The organism is Actinosynnema sp. ALI-1.44 (assembly GCF_001984155.1).
Classification (GTDB): Bacteria; Actinomycetota; Actinomycetes; order Mycobacteriales; family Pseudonocardiaceae; genus Kibdelosporangium.
Map to the genome: position 1 here is coordinate 68,252 of NZ_MTQO01000041.1, position 14,906 is coordinate 83,157.

Below are 14,906 nucleotides of genomic sequence, written 5' to 3' on the forward strand. Positions count from 1 at the left end.
CGCTGGGTGCCGTGAAGGCCGGACACGCTCGCGGTCACTTCCACCATGGCTTGGCGGAACTGGTGTCCCGCCAGGCATTGGTGGTGCAGTGCACCTCGCCGCCGCCGATGTGCGCCCACCGGAAGTCGTCGATCCACCGGATCCGCACGCCGGACGCGGCGACGGCTCGTTCGGTGGCTTGCCGGAAGACGTCCTTGCCCCGCACGACGGGCCCATGTGGATCGGGCGCGGCGAACAAGCGATCGGTCAACGACAGCCCGTTGGGGATTCCCGGCGTCCACGCGTAGAACAGGGGGACCTCGGCGTACTTGCGGAAGAGGACGGGAACGCGGACGAGCTCGTCGGCCCGCAGCCCGGTTTCCGCGAGCATGACCCCGACCTGGTTGTCGATGTGCCGAGCGGCTTGTTCATTGTCGCCGAGGAAAGCCGGGTCGCCGAGCAGTTCACCGGCGGTTGGCTTGGCACTGGCGCCGGTGTCGGCCAGCAGCCTGGTGTCCTGGGGGACTTCGCGCAGCAGCCGCTCGGCCAGTCTCGGGTCGGCGACCATCAACGTCCACCCGCGGGCGTTGTCGGCGCGGATGACGTGCATGGTCTCGTCGGCGTGACCGACGATGAGCCAGGAGGTGTCGATGACCACCGGCGGCTGCTGCCCTTGCGCGGTGAGCATGGTGATGAACGCCTTGTCCGGCTTGAGAACGTTGTCGAAGCCGGTGCCGTGAACCAGGCGTCCCTGCGGGAAACCGCGGTATGGCGGCAACGACTCGATGTTGCCGGTCGCGTTGCGCTGGTCGTGGATGAAGTGCCGGTCCTCAAGCGTGTACTGCTGCACGACGCCGACGTCGGGCCCGCGCAGGTCCCGGAACACCAGCCGCCCGGCCGGTCGGGGAGTGAGGACGGTGCCGCCCTTGCCGTCGGGGACCTGGAAGACGTTGGCGGACCGGATGGCCACCCGCATGGTCTGGACGCCGTGCCTGGTCGGCATGCTGGCGGTGGCGGGCTCGAACAGGTCCTGCCACCAGACGTCCTTCCACCAGGAGGATGTCCCCTTGACGAACCGGATGTCGGGTGCCTCCTGGCGCAGCGGAGTGCTGAACTTCTCGAAGTCACCGGGGAAGTCCTGGGGCAACGCGGGAATCGTGCCGGGCCCCGGACGGTCGACCCAGCCCGGCCCGGTGTTGGGACGGGCGGCGAACACGGTGGTGGCGGGCTGCAGGTCGTTCTGCAGGAGAAGGGGAGCGACCCGCATCCGGTGCCGTGCCTTGACCCGGTCGTCGACGGTCAGCGTGACCGTGACCCAGCCGTCCCACTGGGCAGGGTCACGGAGGATGTCCTTGCCCTCCACACCGAGTTCGACGCCGGAGCGCAATTCGGCGGCCGACAACCGCGTGTCCGGGTCGAAGGAGCCACGACGTTTGACGAAGACCCGCGCCCGCGAGTCCACACCGATCACCCCGAACCGCCCACCACCGCGTCCGACCCGCACCCGCGCGAGGTCGGCTTCGTCACGCAACCCGTTGACACGCTCGTCGGCGGCGTCGTTGCACGCCGCGAGCCGGGCGTCGACCTCCCCGCCGAGCGCGTCGAGATCAACGGGCTCGACCCGACAGCGCCGCTGATCGTCATCCACATTGGGCAGGAAGATCGTGTCGCCGGACAGTGCCGCCTCGGCACTCGCACTGGCGGAGAACCCACTGACAAGAAGGCAAGCGGCAACCACCCCGACGATCCCGCGTGCTTTGACTTCGACCCCCACGGCGTTCCTCCCTGAACGAATCACTCCCGCGACCCTAGAAGCGGGAGAAGGAGAAGACGTCGGTCAAAGGGAGGAGACCGGACCGTCGAAAGGTCCACAAACGGGGTGGTATCCAGCCTTGATCGCGGCCACGGTGGACAAGGGGGTCAACACGTCGGCGGGTCCGTCGAACAGCTCCCGAGGCGCGTCGTACCCGGCGGGCGTCCACCGCCGCAGCACCCGGTCGTACAGGAGCCAGTAGTCGCCGTCCCGCAGGACGAACACCCCGTCAGGCAGCGCGTCCCACGAGGCCGGGTGCGTCACACGAACGCCGTCGACGACCCCGCGTTGACGGTGCAGCACACTGTCCATCTCGTCCGCACTGGGACGTCGAGACAGCCCCAGCCCATCGGTCCACGCGGCCCGAAACATCTGATACTCCGCATACCTGCACTCGGCACACGGCCGGTGCCCAGCAGCCAGCGCAACGGCCTCGTCGTGAAAGAACAGCTCGGTGAAATGACGCGGCCGCATGATCTGGCGGCGTCGCCCCCGGAACTCCAGAACGCACACGAGCCACCGGCGGACCTGATGCCGCCGCACAATCACAAGGTCGTCGTTGTGCAGCACACCCCGGTTGCCGTACATGGTCCCGCGATGCTCAGTGGAGATCAAATCCCCAGCAGGCGTGACCCGATTGCGCAACGGACGAGACAGCATGCCCCCACCCCACCAGGCACGCGGAACAAGATCTGGCGGTTTTCCGACACCGTCCCCGGGTTACGGGCGTCGCATGCCGGTAAGGCGGCCTCCACGGCAAGCACTGCGTGGTTCAGCGACTGGAGCTAGCCGTTCGCGGGCACGGCCTGGTGAGCAATCGCAGAAGTGGGCGGCCTGCGCGCAAGCGCAGGGGGGTGGGCGGCCTGCGCGCAAGCGCAGGGGTTTGCGGCCCTGCGCGCTAGCGCAGAGTGGTGCTTCGGGGGTGTCTCCTGCCCGTCGGCCTGGGCGAAGCCAACCACGGGCTGTCAGGAGGTCGGCCTACCCGAAGAGCCCCGGCGATAGCGGTACCGATCCTCTTGACTGTCCGTGGTTCCCTGGGGCAGGTCGACGGGCAGGGGACGCCCGCGCCCTGAACCCCGGGTCATAAAAACATGCGCCGGGAAGAACACGACGCGAAGACCTCCTGCTCAGAGGTCTGCCTCCCGGCGAGGGACCCCTTCTTTTTGTCTTTTCAGACCCGGGATCTCCAGTTCCGGGTCGGGTGACCACGCCTTACTCCTGGTCAAGGCTCGGATGCGGCGGGGGAAAAGATAGCCCCTCGCCGGGTGGCAGACCTCCAAGCAGGAGATGGAATGGGTGTACTCCCTACCCACAGCCGAGATCCTGTTGTGTGTACCCGAGGCGAGGGCGCCTCCTGCCCGTCGACCTGCCCCAGGGAACCACGGACTATCAAGAGGATCGGTACCGCCATCGCTGGGCCTCCCGGGCAGGCCGACCTCTTGACAGCCCGTGGTTGGCTTCGCCCAGGCCGACGGGCAGGAGACACCCCCGAAGCCCACCCCTGCGCTTGCGCGCGAGCCGCAAACCCTGCGCTGGCGCGCACGCCGCAAACCCTGCGCTTGCGCGCGGCGCAAACCCCGCACTTGCGCGCAGGCCGCCAACCCCGCGCATGCGCGCAGGCCGCCCACTCTGCGCTTGCGCGCAAGCCGTGAGCCAACGCTGTTGCTCAGCCCGGGCTGGCTTTCCCGTGCCGCCAGTAGCCGATGAAGGTCACCGCCGACTTCGGTACGGAACGCTCCTGCACGAGATGTCGGCGTACTCCGGTGGCCAGGGCGCTCTCGCCCGCGACCCACGTGTACTGCGGGATTTCCGGGAGGGTTGTGTCCTTGAGTGTTCGCAGCGCCAGCTTGCCGGGCACTTCTCCGGAGTCGTTGCGGGCGAGCCAGTGCACGGTCACCGTGGCTTTGGTTTCGAGTTCCCGGATGTCGTCGGTGTGCGGTACTTCGAGGTACACGTCGGCGCTCAGTGTTTCCGGCGCGCGCTCCAGTATGGCCAGTGCCGCCGGGACCGCGCTCTCGTCCGCCACGATCAGCTGGCGTGACGCGTCCGCTGTGGGCAGGTAGCCGATGCCTTCGTCGAAGATGCCGACCGGGTCGCCGGGCAGGGCACTGGTCGCGAAGACCGACGCCGGTCCCGCGTCGCCGTGCAGTGCGAACTCGATGTCCATCTCCAGCGGGTCGGTGCGGAACGCTCGGACCGTGTAGTTGCGCACCCACGGCCGGTGGGCCACCCTTGTCAGCAGGAACTGCGCCAGCCACGCGTTGTTGGAGAACGTGGGCATGGTCAGCAGGTCCTGGCCGTCGCGGCGGAAGAACAGCCGCACGCACTGGTCGAAGCCCTGGTGTTCGAACTCGGCCAGCTCGTCACCGGTCAGGGTGACCGTGACGAAGTTCCGGCTGATCCGCGTCGTGCGCGCGACCGTCGCCCTGATCATCTTCCTGCGCTCGGGCGGCTTGACTCTCGACATGACCACTTCATCCCAACTCTAGGTTAGGCTAACCTAAGTGATCAGGTCGGTCGGCGCAAGGACGGCTCAGCCGCACTTCTCCTCGGTCTTCACCGCCCCGAAGTCGATCACGGTGTCGGCGTTGAACGCCGTGCCCGCCGCCACGTTCTGGCTGCACACCTTCCAGTTGCGGTCCGCGACCTGCTGGCGGCCCTTGCCCGTGGCGTCGTGCGAGCGGGTCAGGAACGTCGAGTTGCCGGTCACGCGCTGGATGGTGTCCTGCGCCTCCTGCAACTGCTTTCCGACCAGGTCAGGCATCGTCCACGAGTTCTTGGCCGCGGTCGGCCGGGTGGCGGACGGGCTGGTCCCGCCTCCCGGGTTCGTCTGGCCGCAACCGGCGAGCACGGCAACGCACACGGCCCCGATGAGCGCGATTCGCACGGGAGTCCCTTTCGTCGCACCGATTTTCACTCCTTCGAGCGTCGCACACCAGGACCGGGCGCGCAGGGCTACGGTCGAACCGTTCCGGGGAATCGGTGCGCGCCGCACTGGACTCACCCGCGGCCCGCCGTAAAGATCAACACCGCAGCGGGTCCGATGCGAGACTGAAGGACACAAATGACACAGCACCAGAAAGTCCACGCCGCGATCATCGGCTGCGGGGTGGTCGCGGAAACCTCGCACATCCCGGCGTTGCGCGCGTCAGCCGATCGGGTGGAACTGGTCGCGGCCGTGGAGAGCGACCCGGAGCGCCTCGCTGACTTCCAACGCCAGTACGACATCCCGTCGGCCTACGCGACGGTCGACGCGATGCTGGCCGACTGCCGCCCGACCCTGGCGATCGTGTGCACCCCGCCCGCGACGCACGCGGACATCGCCGTGCGGTCACTACAAGCGGGCGCGTGGGTGTTGCTGGAGAAACCACCCTGCCTGTCGTTGGCCGAGTACGCCAGGATCGAGGCCGCGGAGACCGACGGTGGGCCGTACGCGGGCGTAGTGTTCCAGCACCGCTTCGGTTCCGGCGCCCGCAACGCCGTCGACCTGATCTCCTCCGGCGCGCTCGGCCAGCCGTTGGTGGCCTTGTGCACGACAACGTGGTATCGCGACCAAAGCTACTTCGACGTGCCGTGGCGTGGCCGCTGGGACACCGAAGGCGGCGGAACCACGGTGGGGCACGGCATCCACCAGATCGACCTGCTGCTGGCGATGCTGGGCGAGTGGCAGGAGGTCCGCGCGATGGCCGGGCGGCTGGCCCGTGCCGTGGACACCGAGGACGTGTCGATGGCGTCGGTCCGATTCGCCAACGGCGCCATGGCGTCCATTGTGAACAGTGCGCTGTCGCCCCGCGAGGAGAGCTACATCCGCGTCGACCTGGCCGACGCCACGGTGGAACTGACCCACCTCTACGGCTACCGCAACGCCGACTGGCGCTACACACCCGCGGTGCACGTCCGCGACGCCCAGCGGATCGGGTCGTGGACCGACATCCCGCAGGACGTACCCAGCTCACACTCCGCGCAGCTGCCGTACTTCCTCGACGCCATGGCCACGGGTGACCGGCCGCCGCTGTCCGGCAGCGAAGGACGTGCGGCGCTGGAACTCGTCGCGGCCATCTACAAGTCGGCCTTCACCGCCCGCCCGGTGCGCAACGGCGAGATCGGCCCGGACGACCCGTACTACCACCGGATGGACGGAGAAACGGACCAGTGACCCTTGTGGACGACGGGCGCGCGCTGACGTTGACGCTGTCGGGCACGAACACCGAACTGCTGCGGTACACCTACCGCCCGGACACCCCGGCCTCCGAGTGCCCGTGCCCGAGCTTCCACCCGCTGCGGTCACTCGACGGCGACGTCGTCAGCGGCCACCGGCCCCACGACTACCGCTGGCACAAGGGGCTCGCGATGACCGCAACGTCGGCTCGCTCGTGCACCGGGGGTTCACCGGCGCGTGGACCGAGGAGATCGACTGGATCACCGCCGCGGGCGAGACGTGGATCGCCGAGCGCCGCACGATCGACCACGTGCTCGACGTCGACTGCTGGTGGCTCGACCTGACCTTCGAGCTGCGCAACGTGCGTGGCGCGGTGCTGGAGTTCGGCAGCCCGACCGTGTTCGGCCGGGAACAGGCCGGGTACTGCGGGTTCTTCTGGCGCGGGCCGCGTTCGTTCACCGGCGGCACGATCCTGGCGCCGGACGGCCGCACCGGGCCCGAGTTGATGGGCGAACGAGCGGACTGGCTCGCGTTCGTCGGTACGCACGACGAGGTTGACCGGATGTCCACTGTGGTGTGCCAGGGGGATCCGGCGAACCCGCCCGGCCGGTGGTTCGCGCGCACCGAGCCGTACCCGGGTGTCAACCCTTCGCTGGCGTTTGACGAACCGCTGGACCTGCCTGTCGGCGCGACACTCCGGCTGCGCTACCGGTTGATGATCGGCTGCGGCGCGTGGGACACCGGCCGGATCGGCGACCTGGTGCGAACTTGGGAGTGGTGACCGCGCCAGACCGGCACGCGACGCCGCGACCAAGTGGCTGAACAGCTAACGCCCGAGGACAGGCACCAGTCCCGTGAGCAAGTAGGTGCACGCCCACCTGGACTCGGTGCCTTTGGGGTTGATCGCGCCCTTCGCCAGTTTCGCGGCGAGCTTTCGTGGCTCCGGGATGGTGGTGGGGTCGTCGGCGCCCTTGAGCGCGGTCTTCCAGTCGACCTGTGTGAGCCGGGAGATCTCGCTCGCCACGACCAGACGACGCACCTTGGGGTCGTTCTCGAGGACCTGGACCACCAGGTCGGCGTTCTGCTTGCCGGGCAGTTTGGCGATGACGCTCAGGGAGTTCGTCCGCAGGGTCGCGGTGTCGCCGTCGACCGCCCACTTCCGGAACCACTCCGCCGCCTTGTCCGACACGACGTTGCCTAGACTCACGTCCGTCCGGTGCGCTGTCGGCGTGGTGCGCAGCGGGCCGGGGTCACCTTGCTCGACGCCCGCCAGCAGTGTTGCCCGACTGGCTTTGGTGAGGATGAGCAGGTTCGAGTGCGTGATGTCCTTGCGCCACATGTCGACCCCTAGGACTCTTTCGTACGCCTCGACCAGGTCGACCGAGGCCGTTCGCTGGCCGGTCTCCACCATGCCAAGCAATGACTTGGAAAACTTGACGGAACTCGCCATCTGGGTGAGCGACATCCCGGCACCCTCGCGTTCGGCCCTGAGCCGAGCTCCGGACACGGTCACAGGTGTGGACACTCTGTGAACACCTTTCCCATTCACCTCACAGCACGTGATGTCGAGACTACCGGTGGCAGCACTGACCAGGTAGAGGCCACAGCGCCAGAGAGTGAGTGAGCGAAATGAGTGACCAGGCAGCCGAGCCGGCCTTCGACGCCGCCAACATGGATTTCAACACCATGATCGCGCAGATCGTCACCGATCAAGCGCCTCGTGTTTTCGCAGTGGTGCTGGAGTTCGGTGAACAGACTGACGCGGAGATCGTGGGATGGGGTTTGGAGCTCGACCATGGTGCCTACATGGTGACTGCCGACGGGCGGAACCAGTACGCGCTCGCTGAACCGGGCAACGCACTGCGCTATCTGCGTAACCGGAGCAACGTCAAACCGCACCTCATATGGGCGAAGCGCACTCCCGGGGAATGACCGGCCGCTGAACAGCATGACACCGCCCCGGCGTCACGAGAAGTGACGCCGGGGCGGTGGTCGAGGACTGGCCTCTCAGCTGTCACCGTTGTGCGTGATGGGGGTGGTGTCCTCGGGGCCGAGTTCCCTGCCGTCGTGGGAGAGGATCCGCAGCGGCGGGAGCGGCTGACCGTCCTGGGCGTCGACCAGTCGTGTCCTGCTCTCCTCCGGCCCGAAGAAGTGCTCCTCGCTCCACTGCCGCAACGCCACCAGCACCGGGAACAGGCCGCGGCCCTTCTCGGTCAGCACGTACTCCTGGTACGGGCTGCCGTCGCCTGCCGGGACGGTTCGCAGGATCCCGTGCGTGACCAGGTTCTGCAGCCTGGCCGAGAGAATGTTCTTGGCCAGGCCGAGGTTGCGCTGGAACTCGCCGAACCGGCGCAGGCCGTCGAAGGCGTCCCGGATGATCAGCAACGACCAGCCGTCGCCGATCGCGTCGAGCGGCCGCGCGACGGTGCAGCTCGCGTCCTCGTGGCTGGTTCGCTTCGGCATGCGGCGGCCCCCTCTCGTGGTTTCCTCCGAGCGACGATACTGGTTGCAAAGTGAAACTGCGATCTGCCATGCTGAGGTGGTTGCAAAGTGAAACCGCAATCATGGGGGCATCGTGCCGCAAATGGCCAAGGCGGGTGTGAGCAGACGGACCGCGTTGATGTTCTCGGTCGCGTGTGGGCTGGCGGTCGCCAATGTGTACTACGCCCAGCCGTTGCTGGACGTGATCAGCGCCGACATGGGCCTGAGCCACGCCGTCGTCGGCATTGTCGGCACGGTCACCCAGGTCGGGTACGGCGCCGGGTTGGTGCTGATCGTCCCGCTCGGCGACCTGGTGAACCAGCGGCGGCTGGTCGTCGGGCAGACGGTGCTCTCCGCTCTCGCGTTGGTCGCGGTCGCGTTGGCGCCGACGACGGCTGTGCTGCTGATCGGTTTGACGGCCGTTGGCGCCCTCACGGTGGTCACCCAGGTTCTCGTCGCCTACTCGGCGGGCATGGCGGACGACTCCGGCCGTGGCCGCGTCGTCGGCATCGTCACCAGCGGGATCGTCATCGGCATCCTGCTGGCCCGGACCGTGTCCGGCACCGTGGCCGACCTGGCGGGGTGGCGGGCGGTGTACGTCCTCGCCGCCGCCGCGGCTCTGGCCATGGCCGGTCTGCTGTGGATGAAGCTGCCGCCGGGCGGCGAACCGCGGGAACGGATTACCTACCCGAAGCTGATCGGATCCCTGTTCACGTTGTTCGCGACGGTTCCCGTGTTGCGGACGCGTGCTGTCCTCGCGTTACTGATCTTCATGGGGTTCACGGTCATCGCCACCCCCATGGTGCTCCCGCTCAGCGCGCCGCCGTATTCCCTGTCCACGACAGAGGTCGGCTTGTTCGGCCTCGCTGGAGCCGTCGGCGCGCTCGGCGCGTCGCACGCCGGGCGGCTGACCGACCGCGGTCATGGCCAGCGCGTCACCGCAATCGGCCTCGTGGTCATGCTGGTGTCCTGGATCCCGATCGCGTTGCTGCCCCAGTCGCTGTGGGGGCTTGTCATCGGCGTGCTGGCGATCGATTTCGGCCTCCAGTCCGTGCACGTGACCAACCAGAGTCTCGTCTACCGCACCCGGCCGGAAGCACAGAGTCGGCTGACGGCCGGGTATATGGTGTTCTATTCGATCGGCAGCGCCACCGGCGCCATTGTGTCCACTGTGACCTACACGCACGCCGGGTGGACCGGAGTGTGTGTCCTCGGTGCCGCCATCGCCCTGATCGCGTTGCTGTTCTGGAACTTCGCGGACCGGCGCAGAATCTGACAGCGGGCGTTTCCTGCCTGATCACCGGATACGCGAAGACTTCGAACGGGGAAGCGCGGTCGTGGCACATCGTCCCGGAATGGCCATAGGGTGGTCGCGATCAGACAGGGGGGAATCGCGTGGCACCAGTGACCAAACGAACGGGCGCGGTCGCGCTGTTGTTGTCCGAACCGGAGTCGAGAATCCTCGACGACCCGTACTACCTGGTCGTCATGCGCGCGGCGTTCCGCGAACTGGCCGGCCGGGGCAGCCAGCTGCTGCTGATGTTCGTCGACAACCGGGAGGACATCCCGCGCACGATGAAGTTCCTCGACGGCGGGCACGTCGACGGGGCGCTGGTGTTCGCACCGCACACAGGCGATCCGCTCGCGGCCGCGTTGCGGCAGTTGCGGGTGCCGATCGTCTTCGGCGGCTCGTCGGTCGGCAACGCCCCTGGTGTGTACACAGTGGACTACGACAACAGGTCGGGCGCCAGGATGGCCGTCGAGCACCTGCTGTCGCGGGGGCGCAAGCGAATCGTCACGATCAGCGGGCCGCCGGACCAGCGCGCCGCGCGTGACCGGCTGGCCGGCTGGCGCGAGGCGATGGCGGCGGCGGGGATGGTGACAGAGGGGCGGGCGGAAGCCGCGGACTTCACGCAGGCGGGTGCGGACCAGGCGATGCGGTCGCTGCTCGATCGGGTGCCGGATCTCGACGCGGTGTTCGCGGCGAGTGACCCGATGGCAGCCGGGGCGATCAGCGCGCTGCGGGCGGCCGGGCGGATCGTCCCGGACGACGTCGCGGTCGTGGGGTTCGACGACAACCCCCGCGTGGCCCCGGTGCTGGAACCGCCGCTGACCACAGTGCACCAGGACCCGGCCGAGCAGGTCGTGCGGATGATCGAGATGCTGCTCGCGCTGCGGTCCGGCAACGAGCCGCCGACACGGCGACTGGTCCTGCCGGTCACGCTGACCAGGCGCGATTCCGCGTAGCTACCCGCCTCCCAGGTATCGCGTGTCAGTGGCCTGTCTGCCGGTGCTGGCGGCCCAGGATCTCGTGCCTGCGCTGTCCCAGGAGGACGTCGTGGTCGCGGTCGATCCACTGGCGGCGCAACACACCCAGTGCGACGCACATCGTGAACCCGCTGACGCCGTCGAGCTTGCCCACGTCGTCGGTGACGAACGTGGCCAGATCGTCCTCGTCGCGGAAGACGCCGTGGTGGATGATCGACGCCGGACCGGCCGTCATCACCGTCAACCTGCCTGACCGGTGCGCGCCGAGCGCCGCCAGCGCGGCCGGGATGTGCCGGGGGCGCACGTCGAACGTGAGCAGCGCGGTGATCGGGTGACCGAGCACCGCCGGTTCGATCTCCACACGGGGCCGCGCCGCGCCGCGGTCGAGCAGCGACTGGAGCAGCCGGTGCGCGGTCGACCTGCTGACGTCCAACGACCTGGCGACCTCGGCCGCGGACACCCGGCCGTCGTCGAACAGCAACCGCAGCGTCTGGAACTCGGCATCGGTGAGGGCCCCGACGTCCGCGTCGGCCGGTGACGCGTACGCGCCGAGCACGTCGGCCTGCTCGTCGGTGAGCCGGTCGATCCGCCACGACACGGCACGCCGCGCGATCCGGAGCACCAGGTGCGACTGGACGGACGCGACACCGGGGATGCCGGGCAGCGTCTTCGTCAGCAGCTTGCGCTGATCCGTTCCGGCCAACGGGTAGATGGTGCAATGGATGTCGGCGTCGCCGGTGGTGACCAAAATGGACTGCGCTTCCGGTACGCCCCGTACCGCGGCCGCGACCTCGCCGACTTTCCCCGGTTCACACCGGATCCACACCACGTACGGGTTGCCGCTGAGGAACAACGGCCAGTGCACTGTCGAGATGACGCGCATCAGGCGCTCTTCCCGCAGCCGCTGCATCCGTCGGCTGATGGTGCTCGCCGACGTGCCCAGCACATCGGCGACGACGTTGAGCGGCGCGCGCGGGGCGAGTTGCAGCGCGGCCACCAGGTCGAGATCCGCGTCATCCAGTGCGTGCACGTCGGCATCCTAGCTTGAACAAAGCGTGCAGAACCAAGCTTGGACTTGACACAACGTTGCATAACGTCGTTGGATGCCGACACAAGGAGGTGGGCATGTCCGGGGAGACCAAACAGCGGCGTTCGGTGACGTCGTTCGTGCTGCGCGTGCTCGACGTGGTCGACCGGGTGGGCAACAAGCTGCCGCACCCGTTCTGGCTGTTCGTCATCATGAGCGTGCTGGTGGTGCTCGCCAGCTGGATCCTGTCGCTGGCACACGTCTCCGTGGTGTCACCGGCCGACGGCAAGACGATCGGCGTCAGGAGCCTGGTCTCCGACGCGGGCGTGCAGATGATCCTCGGCGACCTGATCAAGAACTTCGTGAACTTCCCGCCGCTCGGGCTGATCGTGGTGGTCATGCTCGGCGTCGCGGTGGCCGACAAGACCGGCCTGCTGCCCGCGCTGATGCGGGCCGCGCTGGCCAAGGTGCCCGCCAAGCTGGTCACGTTCGCGATCTCGTTGACCGCGATGTTCGCCCAGATCGCCTCCGACGCGGCGTTCGTCGTGATGATCCCGCTCGCGATGATCGCCTTCCGCGCGGTCGGCCGCAGCCCGGTGATCGGCGCCGTCGTCGCGTACGTGTCGGTCGGCGGCGCGAGCAGCATCGGCCTGGTGATCACCGGCTCCGACGCCATATTCGCCGGGCTGACCACGTCGGCCGCGCACACGATCGACCCGGACTACCTGGTCACGCCGGTTTCCAACTACTACTTCTCGGTGGCGTCCTCGCTGCTGCTCGCGGTCAGCATCACGGTCATCACCGAACTGGTCGTGGCCAAGCGGGTGGCCGCGATGAACGCCGTCGAGCCGGAGCTCACCGACGTCGAAGAACTGCCGGACATGACGCTGTCGGCGGCCGAGCGCAAGGGCGTGCGGCGGGCTCTGCTCGCCGCGGGCGCCTACGTCGCGCTGGTCGTGCTGGCGATGGTGCCGTCCGGGTCACCGCTGCGCGGCGAGGGCGGCTCGATCGTGAACTCGCCGCTGATGAACAACATCGCGGTGATCCTGATGCTGTTCTTCATGATCATCGGCGCCGTCTACGGCGTCACGGTCGGCACCATGAAATCCCCCAAGGACTTCCCCGACCTGATGGGCCAGGGCCTGCGCGAACTGGTCCCGGTGCTGGTGCTGTTCTTCGCGGTGTCGCAGTTCCTCGGCTACTTCAAGTGGACCAACATCGGCCAGGTGATCGCGATCAGCGGCGCCCGCGCGCTGGACTCGCTTGGCGCGCAGCCAGTGGTCATCTTCATCGGCGCGGTGCTGCTGATCAGCCTGATGAACCTGCTGCTGACCAGCGGATCGGCGATGTACGCGCTGGTCGCGCCGGTGCTCGTGCCAATGCTGATGCTGCTGCACATCCAGCCGGAGACCACGCAGGCGCTGTTCCGGATCGCCGACGCGCCCACCAACAGCGTCACCCCGATGAGCCCGTACTTCGTCATCGCGCTCGGGTTCATCCGCCGCTACCGGCCCTCGGCCGGGGTCGGCACGCTGATGTCCCTCGTCCTGCCGATCGCCGTGGTGAACCTGTGCGTGTGGCTGCTGATGTTCCTTGCCTGGTACGGAATCGGCCTGCCGCTCGGTCCCGGCGTACCGGTCCGCTGAGGAAGGTGTTCGCGATGTCCCTAGACCAGTGGTGCCGCGCGCGGCTCGACCCGATCCTCGCCGATCTGTCCACCTTGGTCGCGTCGGAGTCGCCGAGTTCGGCGAAACCGTTGCTGGACAGCACGGCCGACCTGATCAGGGCCTGGCTCGACGACCGGCTCGGGCCCCCCGACGAGTGGCGGCGGCACGTCCAGGCCGACCACGGCGACGTGCTGACCGCGACCTACCGGGGCACGACCGAGGACCAGGTCCTGCTGATCGGCCACTACGACACCGTGTGGCCGTCGGGAACACTGGCGGACATGCCGTTCCATGTGGACGGTGTCAAGGTGACCGGGCCGGGCGTGTACGACATGAAAGCCGGGCTGGTCACCGGGATCTGGGCGCTGCGGGCGTTGCGGGCGCTGGACCTGCCGTGCCCGACGGTGACCTTCCTGCTCAACGGGGACGAGGAACTCGGCAGCCCGGTGTCCCGGCCGTACATCGAACAGGCGGCCGCCGACAGTCTCGCCGCGCTGGTGCTGGAGCCGGGCGTCGGCTGGGACGTCAAGACCGAACGCAAGGGCGTCGGCGTCTTCACCCTTGGCGCACAAGGGATCGAGGCCCACGCGGGCAACGACCCGGAGGCCGGGGCCAGCGCCGTGCACGCGCTGGCGCGGGCCGTCGGGCACCTCGTCGCGGCCGAGGACCGCGCGGCGGGCACCACGATCAACGTCGGCACGATCACCGGCGGCACAGCGCGCAACGTCATCGCGGGCGAGGCACACGGCATGGTCGACATCCGGGTGACCACCCAGACCGAGGCCGACCGGGTCGACCAGGTCCTCGCCGGGCTGTCGGACCCGGATCTGGCGGCCCCGGATCCCCGCGTGCGGATGTCGGTGACCGGCGGGTGGAACCGGCCGCCGATGCGGCTCACGCCGTCGAGCAAGCGGCTGTTCGACCTCGCGAACGACGTCGCGACGGACATCCGCGGCCCGCTCACCCCGATCAGCGTCGGCGGCGGGAGCGACGCCAACTTCGTTGCCGCGCTTGGCGTTCCCGTGCTCGACGGTCTCGGGGCCAGCGGCGCGGGCGCACATGCCCGGCACGAGCACGTACTCGTCGCCGACATGACCGACCGCGTCGCCCTGGTCGCGGGCATCCTGACGCGCCTAGCTGGGTGACGCGGCACCGCCGGGGCGGTCGCGGATCCACTCCTCCGCCCATGCGGTGAGCATGATCACCGGCTCCGCCAACGCTTTGCCCTTGTCGGTGAGGCGGTACTCGATGCGCACCGGCGCTTCGTCGTAGACGTGCCGGGTGAGGATGCCGTCCTGTTCCAGGTCCCGCAGCCGCTGCGCGAGGACCCGGTGTGAGATGCCCGGGCAAGCGTTGGCGATGTCGTTGAAGCGCGTCAGGCCGGTCAGCAGGGCGCGGATCACCGCGCCTGCCCAGCGGCGGCCGATGATGTCCAAAGCCTGGTGGTAGTAGGGGCAGAACGCGGTGTCACCGTTGCGCAGCAACGACGTGGGCTCGCTCACCGGCCGCTCC

Annotated in this window: 15 protein-coding genes and 1 pseudogene; 8 read left to right on the forward strand and 8 right to left on the reverse strand. The window is 68.4% G+C overall.

The annotated features are described in order from the left end of the window. Positions 1-34: 34 nt before the first annotated feature. The 4 genes from ALI144C_RS15515 to ALI144C_RS15530 form a co-directional block, all read right to left on the reverse strand. Positions 35-1,753 carry a protein-arginine deiminase family protein gene (locus tag ALI144C_RS15515; protein ID WP_076987810.1) on the reverse strand — a complete coding sequence of 573 codons (1,719 nt, stop codon included), beginning with the start codon at positions 1,751-1,753 and terminating at the stop codon, positions 35-37. A gap of 63 nt (positions 1,754-1,816) precedes the next feature. Further along, a complete protein-coding gene (locus tag ALI144C_RS15520) occupies positions 1,817-2,452 on the reverse strand; it encodes a hypothetical protein (protein ID WP_076987811.1) in 636 nt (211 codons plus the stop codon). A gap of 1,006 nt (positions 2,453-3,458) precedes the next feature. Continuing rightward, a complete protein-coding gene (locus ALI144C_RS15525) occupies positions 3,459-4,259 on the reverse strand; it encodes a siderophore-interacting protein (RefSeq protein WP_076987812.1) in 801 nt (266 codons plus the stop codon). A gap of 66 nt (positions 4,260-4,325) precedes the next feature. After that, positions 4,326-4,679, reverse strand: coding sequence for a PASTA domain-containing protein (locus ALI144C_RS15530; protein WP_076987813.1), 354 nt, complete (start codon positions 4,677-4,679; stop codon positions 4,326-4,328). 177 nt (positions 4,680-4,856) lie between these two features. On the opposite strand from ALI144C_RS15530, the gene ALI144C_RS15535 reads away from it, so the two are divergent. From ALI144C_RS15535 to ALI144C_RS15540, 3 genes and pseudogenes are all read left to right on the forward strand, one after another. Continuing rightward, positions 4,857-5,948, forward strand: a complete 1,092-nt coding sequence (locus tag ALI144C_RS15535; protein ID WP_076987814.1) for a Gfo/Idh/MocA family protein — start codon at positions 4,857-4,859, stop codon at positions 5,946-5,948. Between the two features lie 5 nt (positions 5,949-5,953). Continuing rightward, positions 5,954-6,145, forward strand: a pseudogene (locus ALI144C_RS59040) (DUF6807 family protein); the annotation flags it as partial. A gap of 20 nt (positions 6,146-6,165) precedes the next feature. Then, positions 6,166-6,732 (forward strand): DUF6807 family protein, encoded by a 567-nt coding sequence (locus tag ALI144C_RS15540; protein ID WP_202818957.1) that lies wholly within the window; start codon positions 6,166-6,168, stop codon positions 6,730-6,732. 45 nt (positions 6,733-6,777) lie between these two features. Here the strand turns inward: ALI144C_RS15540 and ALI144C_RS15545 are convergent, their stop codons facing one another. Beyond that, positions 6,778-7,476: a helix-turn-helix domain-containing protein gene (locus ALI144C_RS15545; RefSeq protein ID WP_237774152.1), complete on the reverse strand. Its 699-nt coding sequence runs from the start codon at positions 7,474-7,476 to the stop codon at positions 6,778-6,780. Positions 7,477-7,580: 104 nt separating this feature from the next. On the opposite strand from ALI144C_RS15545, the gene ALI144C_RS15550 reads away from it, so the two are divergent. Next, positions 7,581-7,883 carry a hypothetical protein gene (locus ALI144C_RS15550; RefSeq protein WP_083753055.1) on the forward strand — a complete coding sequence of 101 codons (303 nt, stop codon included), beginning with the start codon at positions 7,581-7,583 and terminating at the stop codon, positions 7,881-7,883. Positions 7,884-7,958: 75 nt separating this feature from the next. Here ALI144C_RS15550 and ALI144C_RS15555 read toward each other — a convergent pair whose 3' ends face one another. Further along, positions 7,959-8,414, reverse strand: a complete 456-nt coding sequence (locus tag ALI144C_RS15555) for a winged helix-turn-helix transcriptional regulator (protein ID WP_076987815.1) — start codon at positions 8,412-8,414, stop codon at positions 7,959-7,961. 121 nt (positions 8,415-8,535) lie between these two features. Here ALI144C_RS15555 and ALI144C_RS15560 point away from each other — a divergent pair, with 121 nt between their 5' ends. After that, positions 8,536-9,708, forward strand: coding sequence for an MFS transporter (locus tag ALI144C_RS15560; protein WP_076987816.1), 1,173 nt, complete (start codon positions 8,536-8,538; stop codon positions 9,706-9,708). 128 nt (positions 9,709-9,836) lie between these two features. Continuing rightward, positions 9,837-10,679, forward strand: coding sequence for a LacI family DNA-binding transcriptional regulator (locus ALI144C_RS15565; protein ID WP_076987817.1), 843 nt, complete (start codon positions 9,837-9,839; stop codon positions 10,677-10,679). 25 nt (positions 10,680-10,704) lie between these two features. On the opposite strand, the gene ALI144C_RS15570 is transcribed toward ALI144C_RS15565, so the two are convergent. Next, a complete protein-coding gene (locus ALI144C_RS15570; protein WP_076987818.1) occupies positions 10,705-11,730 on the reverse strand; it encodes an Lrp/AsnC family transcriptional regulator in 1,026 nt (341 codons plus the stop codon). A gap of 95 nt (positions 11,731-11,825) precedes the next feature. On the opposite strand from ALI144C_RS15570, the gene ALI144C_RS15575 reads away from it, so the two are divergent. Together ALI144C_RS15575 and ALI144C_RS15580 are read left to right on the forward strand one after the other, a co-directional pair. Next, complete coding sequence (locus tag ALI144C_RS15575) at positions 11,826-13,373, forward strand: AbgT family transporter (protein WP_076987819.1); 1,548 nt, start codon at positions 11,826-11,828, stop codon at positions 13,371-13,373. A 14-nt stretch (positions 13,374-13,387) separates the two neighbouring features. Beyond that, a complete protein-coding gene (locus ALI144C_RS15580) occupies positions 13,388-14,539 on the forward strand; it encodes a M20 family metallopeptidase (protein WP_076987979.1) in 1,152 nt (383 codons plus the stop codon). On the opposite strand, the gene ALI144C_RS15585 is transcribed toward ALI144C_RS15580, so the two are convergent. Beyond that, positions 14,528-14,896 (reverse strand): winged helix-turn-helix transcriptional regulator, encoded by a 369-nt coding sequence (locus tag ALI144C_RS15585; protein ID WP_237774153.1) that lies wholly within the window; start codon positions 14,894-14,896, stop codon positions 14,528-14,530. The genes ALI144C_RS15580 and ALI144C_RS15585 overlap by 12 nt on opposite strands. Positions 14,897-14,906 lie beyond the last annotated feature (10 nt).

Bases quoted from the DNA above. Each gene is read 5' to 3' on its own strand.
- ALI144C_RS15520 (WP_076987811.1), bottom strand. From the start codon at position 2,452: ATGCTGTCTCGTCCGTTGCGCAATCGGGTCACGCCTGCTGGGGATTTG.
- ALI144C_RS15525 (WP_076987812.1), bottom strand. From the start codon at position 4,259: ATGTCGAGAGTCAAGCCGCCCGAGCGCAGGAAGATGATCAGGGCGACG.
- ALI144C_RS15535 (WP_076987814.1), top strand. From the start codon at position 4,857: ATGACACAGCACCAGAAAGTCCACGCCGCGATCATCGGCTGCGGGGTG.
- ALI144C_RS15550 (WP_083753055.1), top strand. From the start codon at position 7,581: ATGAGTGACCAGGCAGCCGAGCCGGCCTTCGACGCCGCCAACATGGAT.
- ALI144C_RS15555 (WP_076987815.1), bottom strand. From the start codon at position 8,414: ATGCCGAAGCGAACCAGCCACGAGGACGCGAGCTGCACCGTCGCGCGG.
- ALI144C_RS15560 (WP_076987816.1), top strand. From the start codon at position 8,536: ATGGCCAAGGCGGGTGTGAGCAGACGGACCGCGTTGATGTTCTCGGTC.
- ALI144C_RS15575 (WP_076987819.1), top strand. From the start codon at position 11,826: ATGTCCGGGGAGACCAAACAGCGGCGTTCGGTGACGTCGTTCGTGCTG.
- ALI144C_RS15580 (WP_076987979.1), top strand. From the start codon at position 13,388: ATGTCCCTAGACCAGTGGTGCCGCGCGCGGCTCGACCCGATCCTCGCC.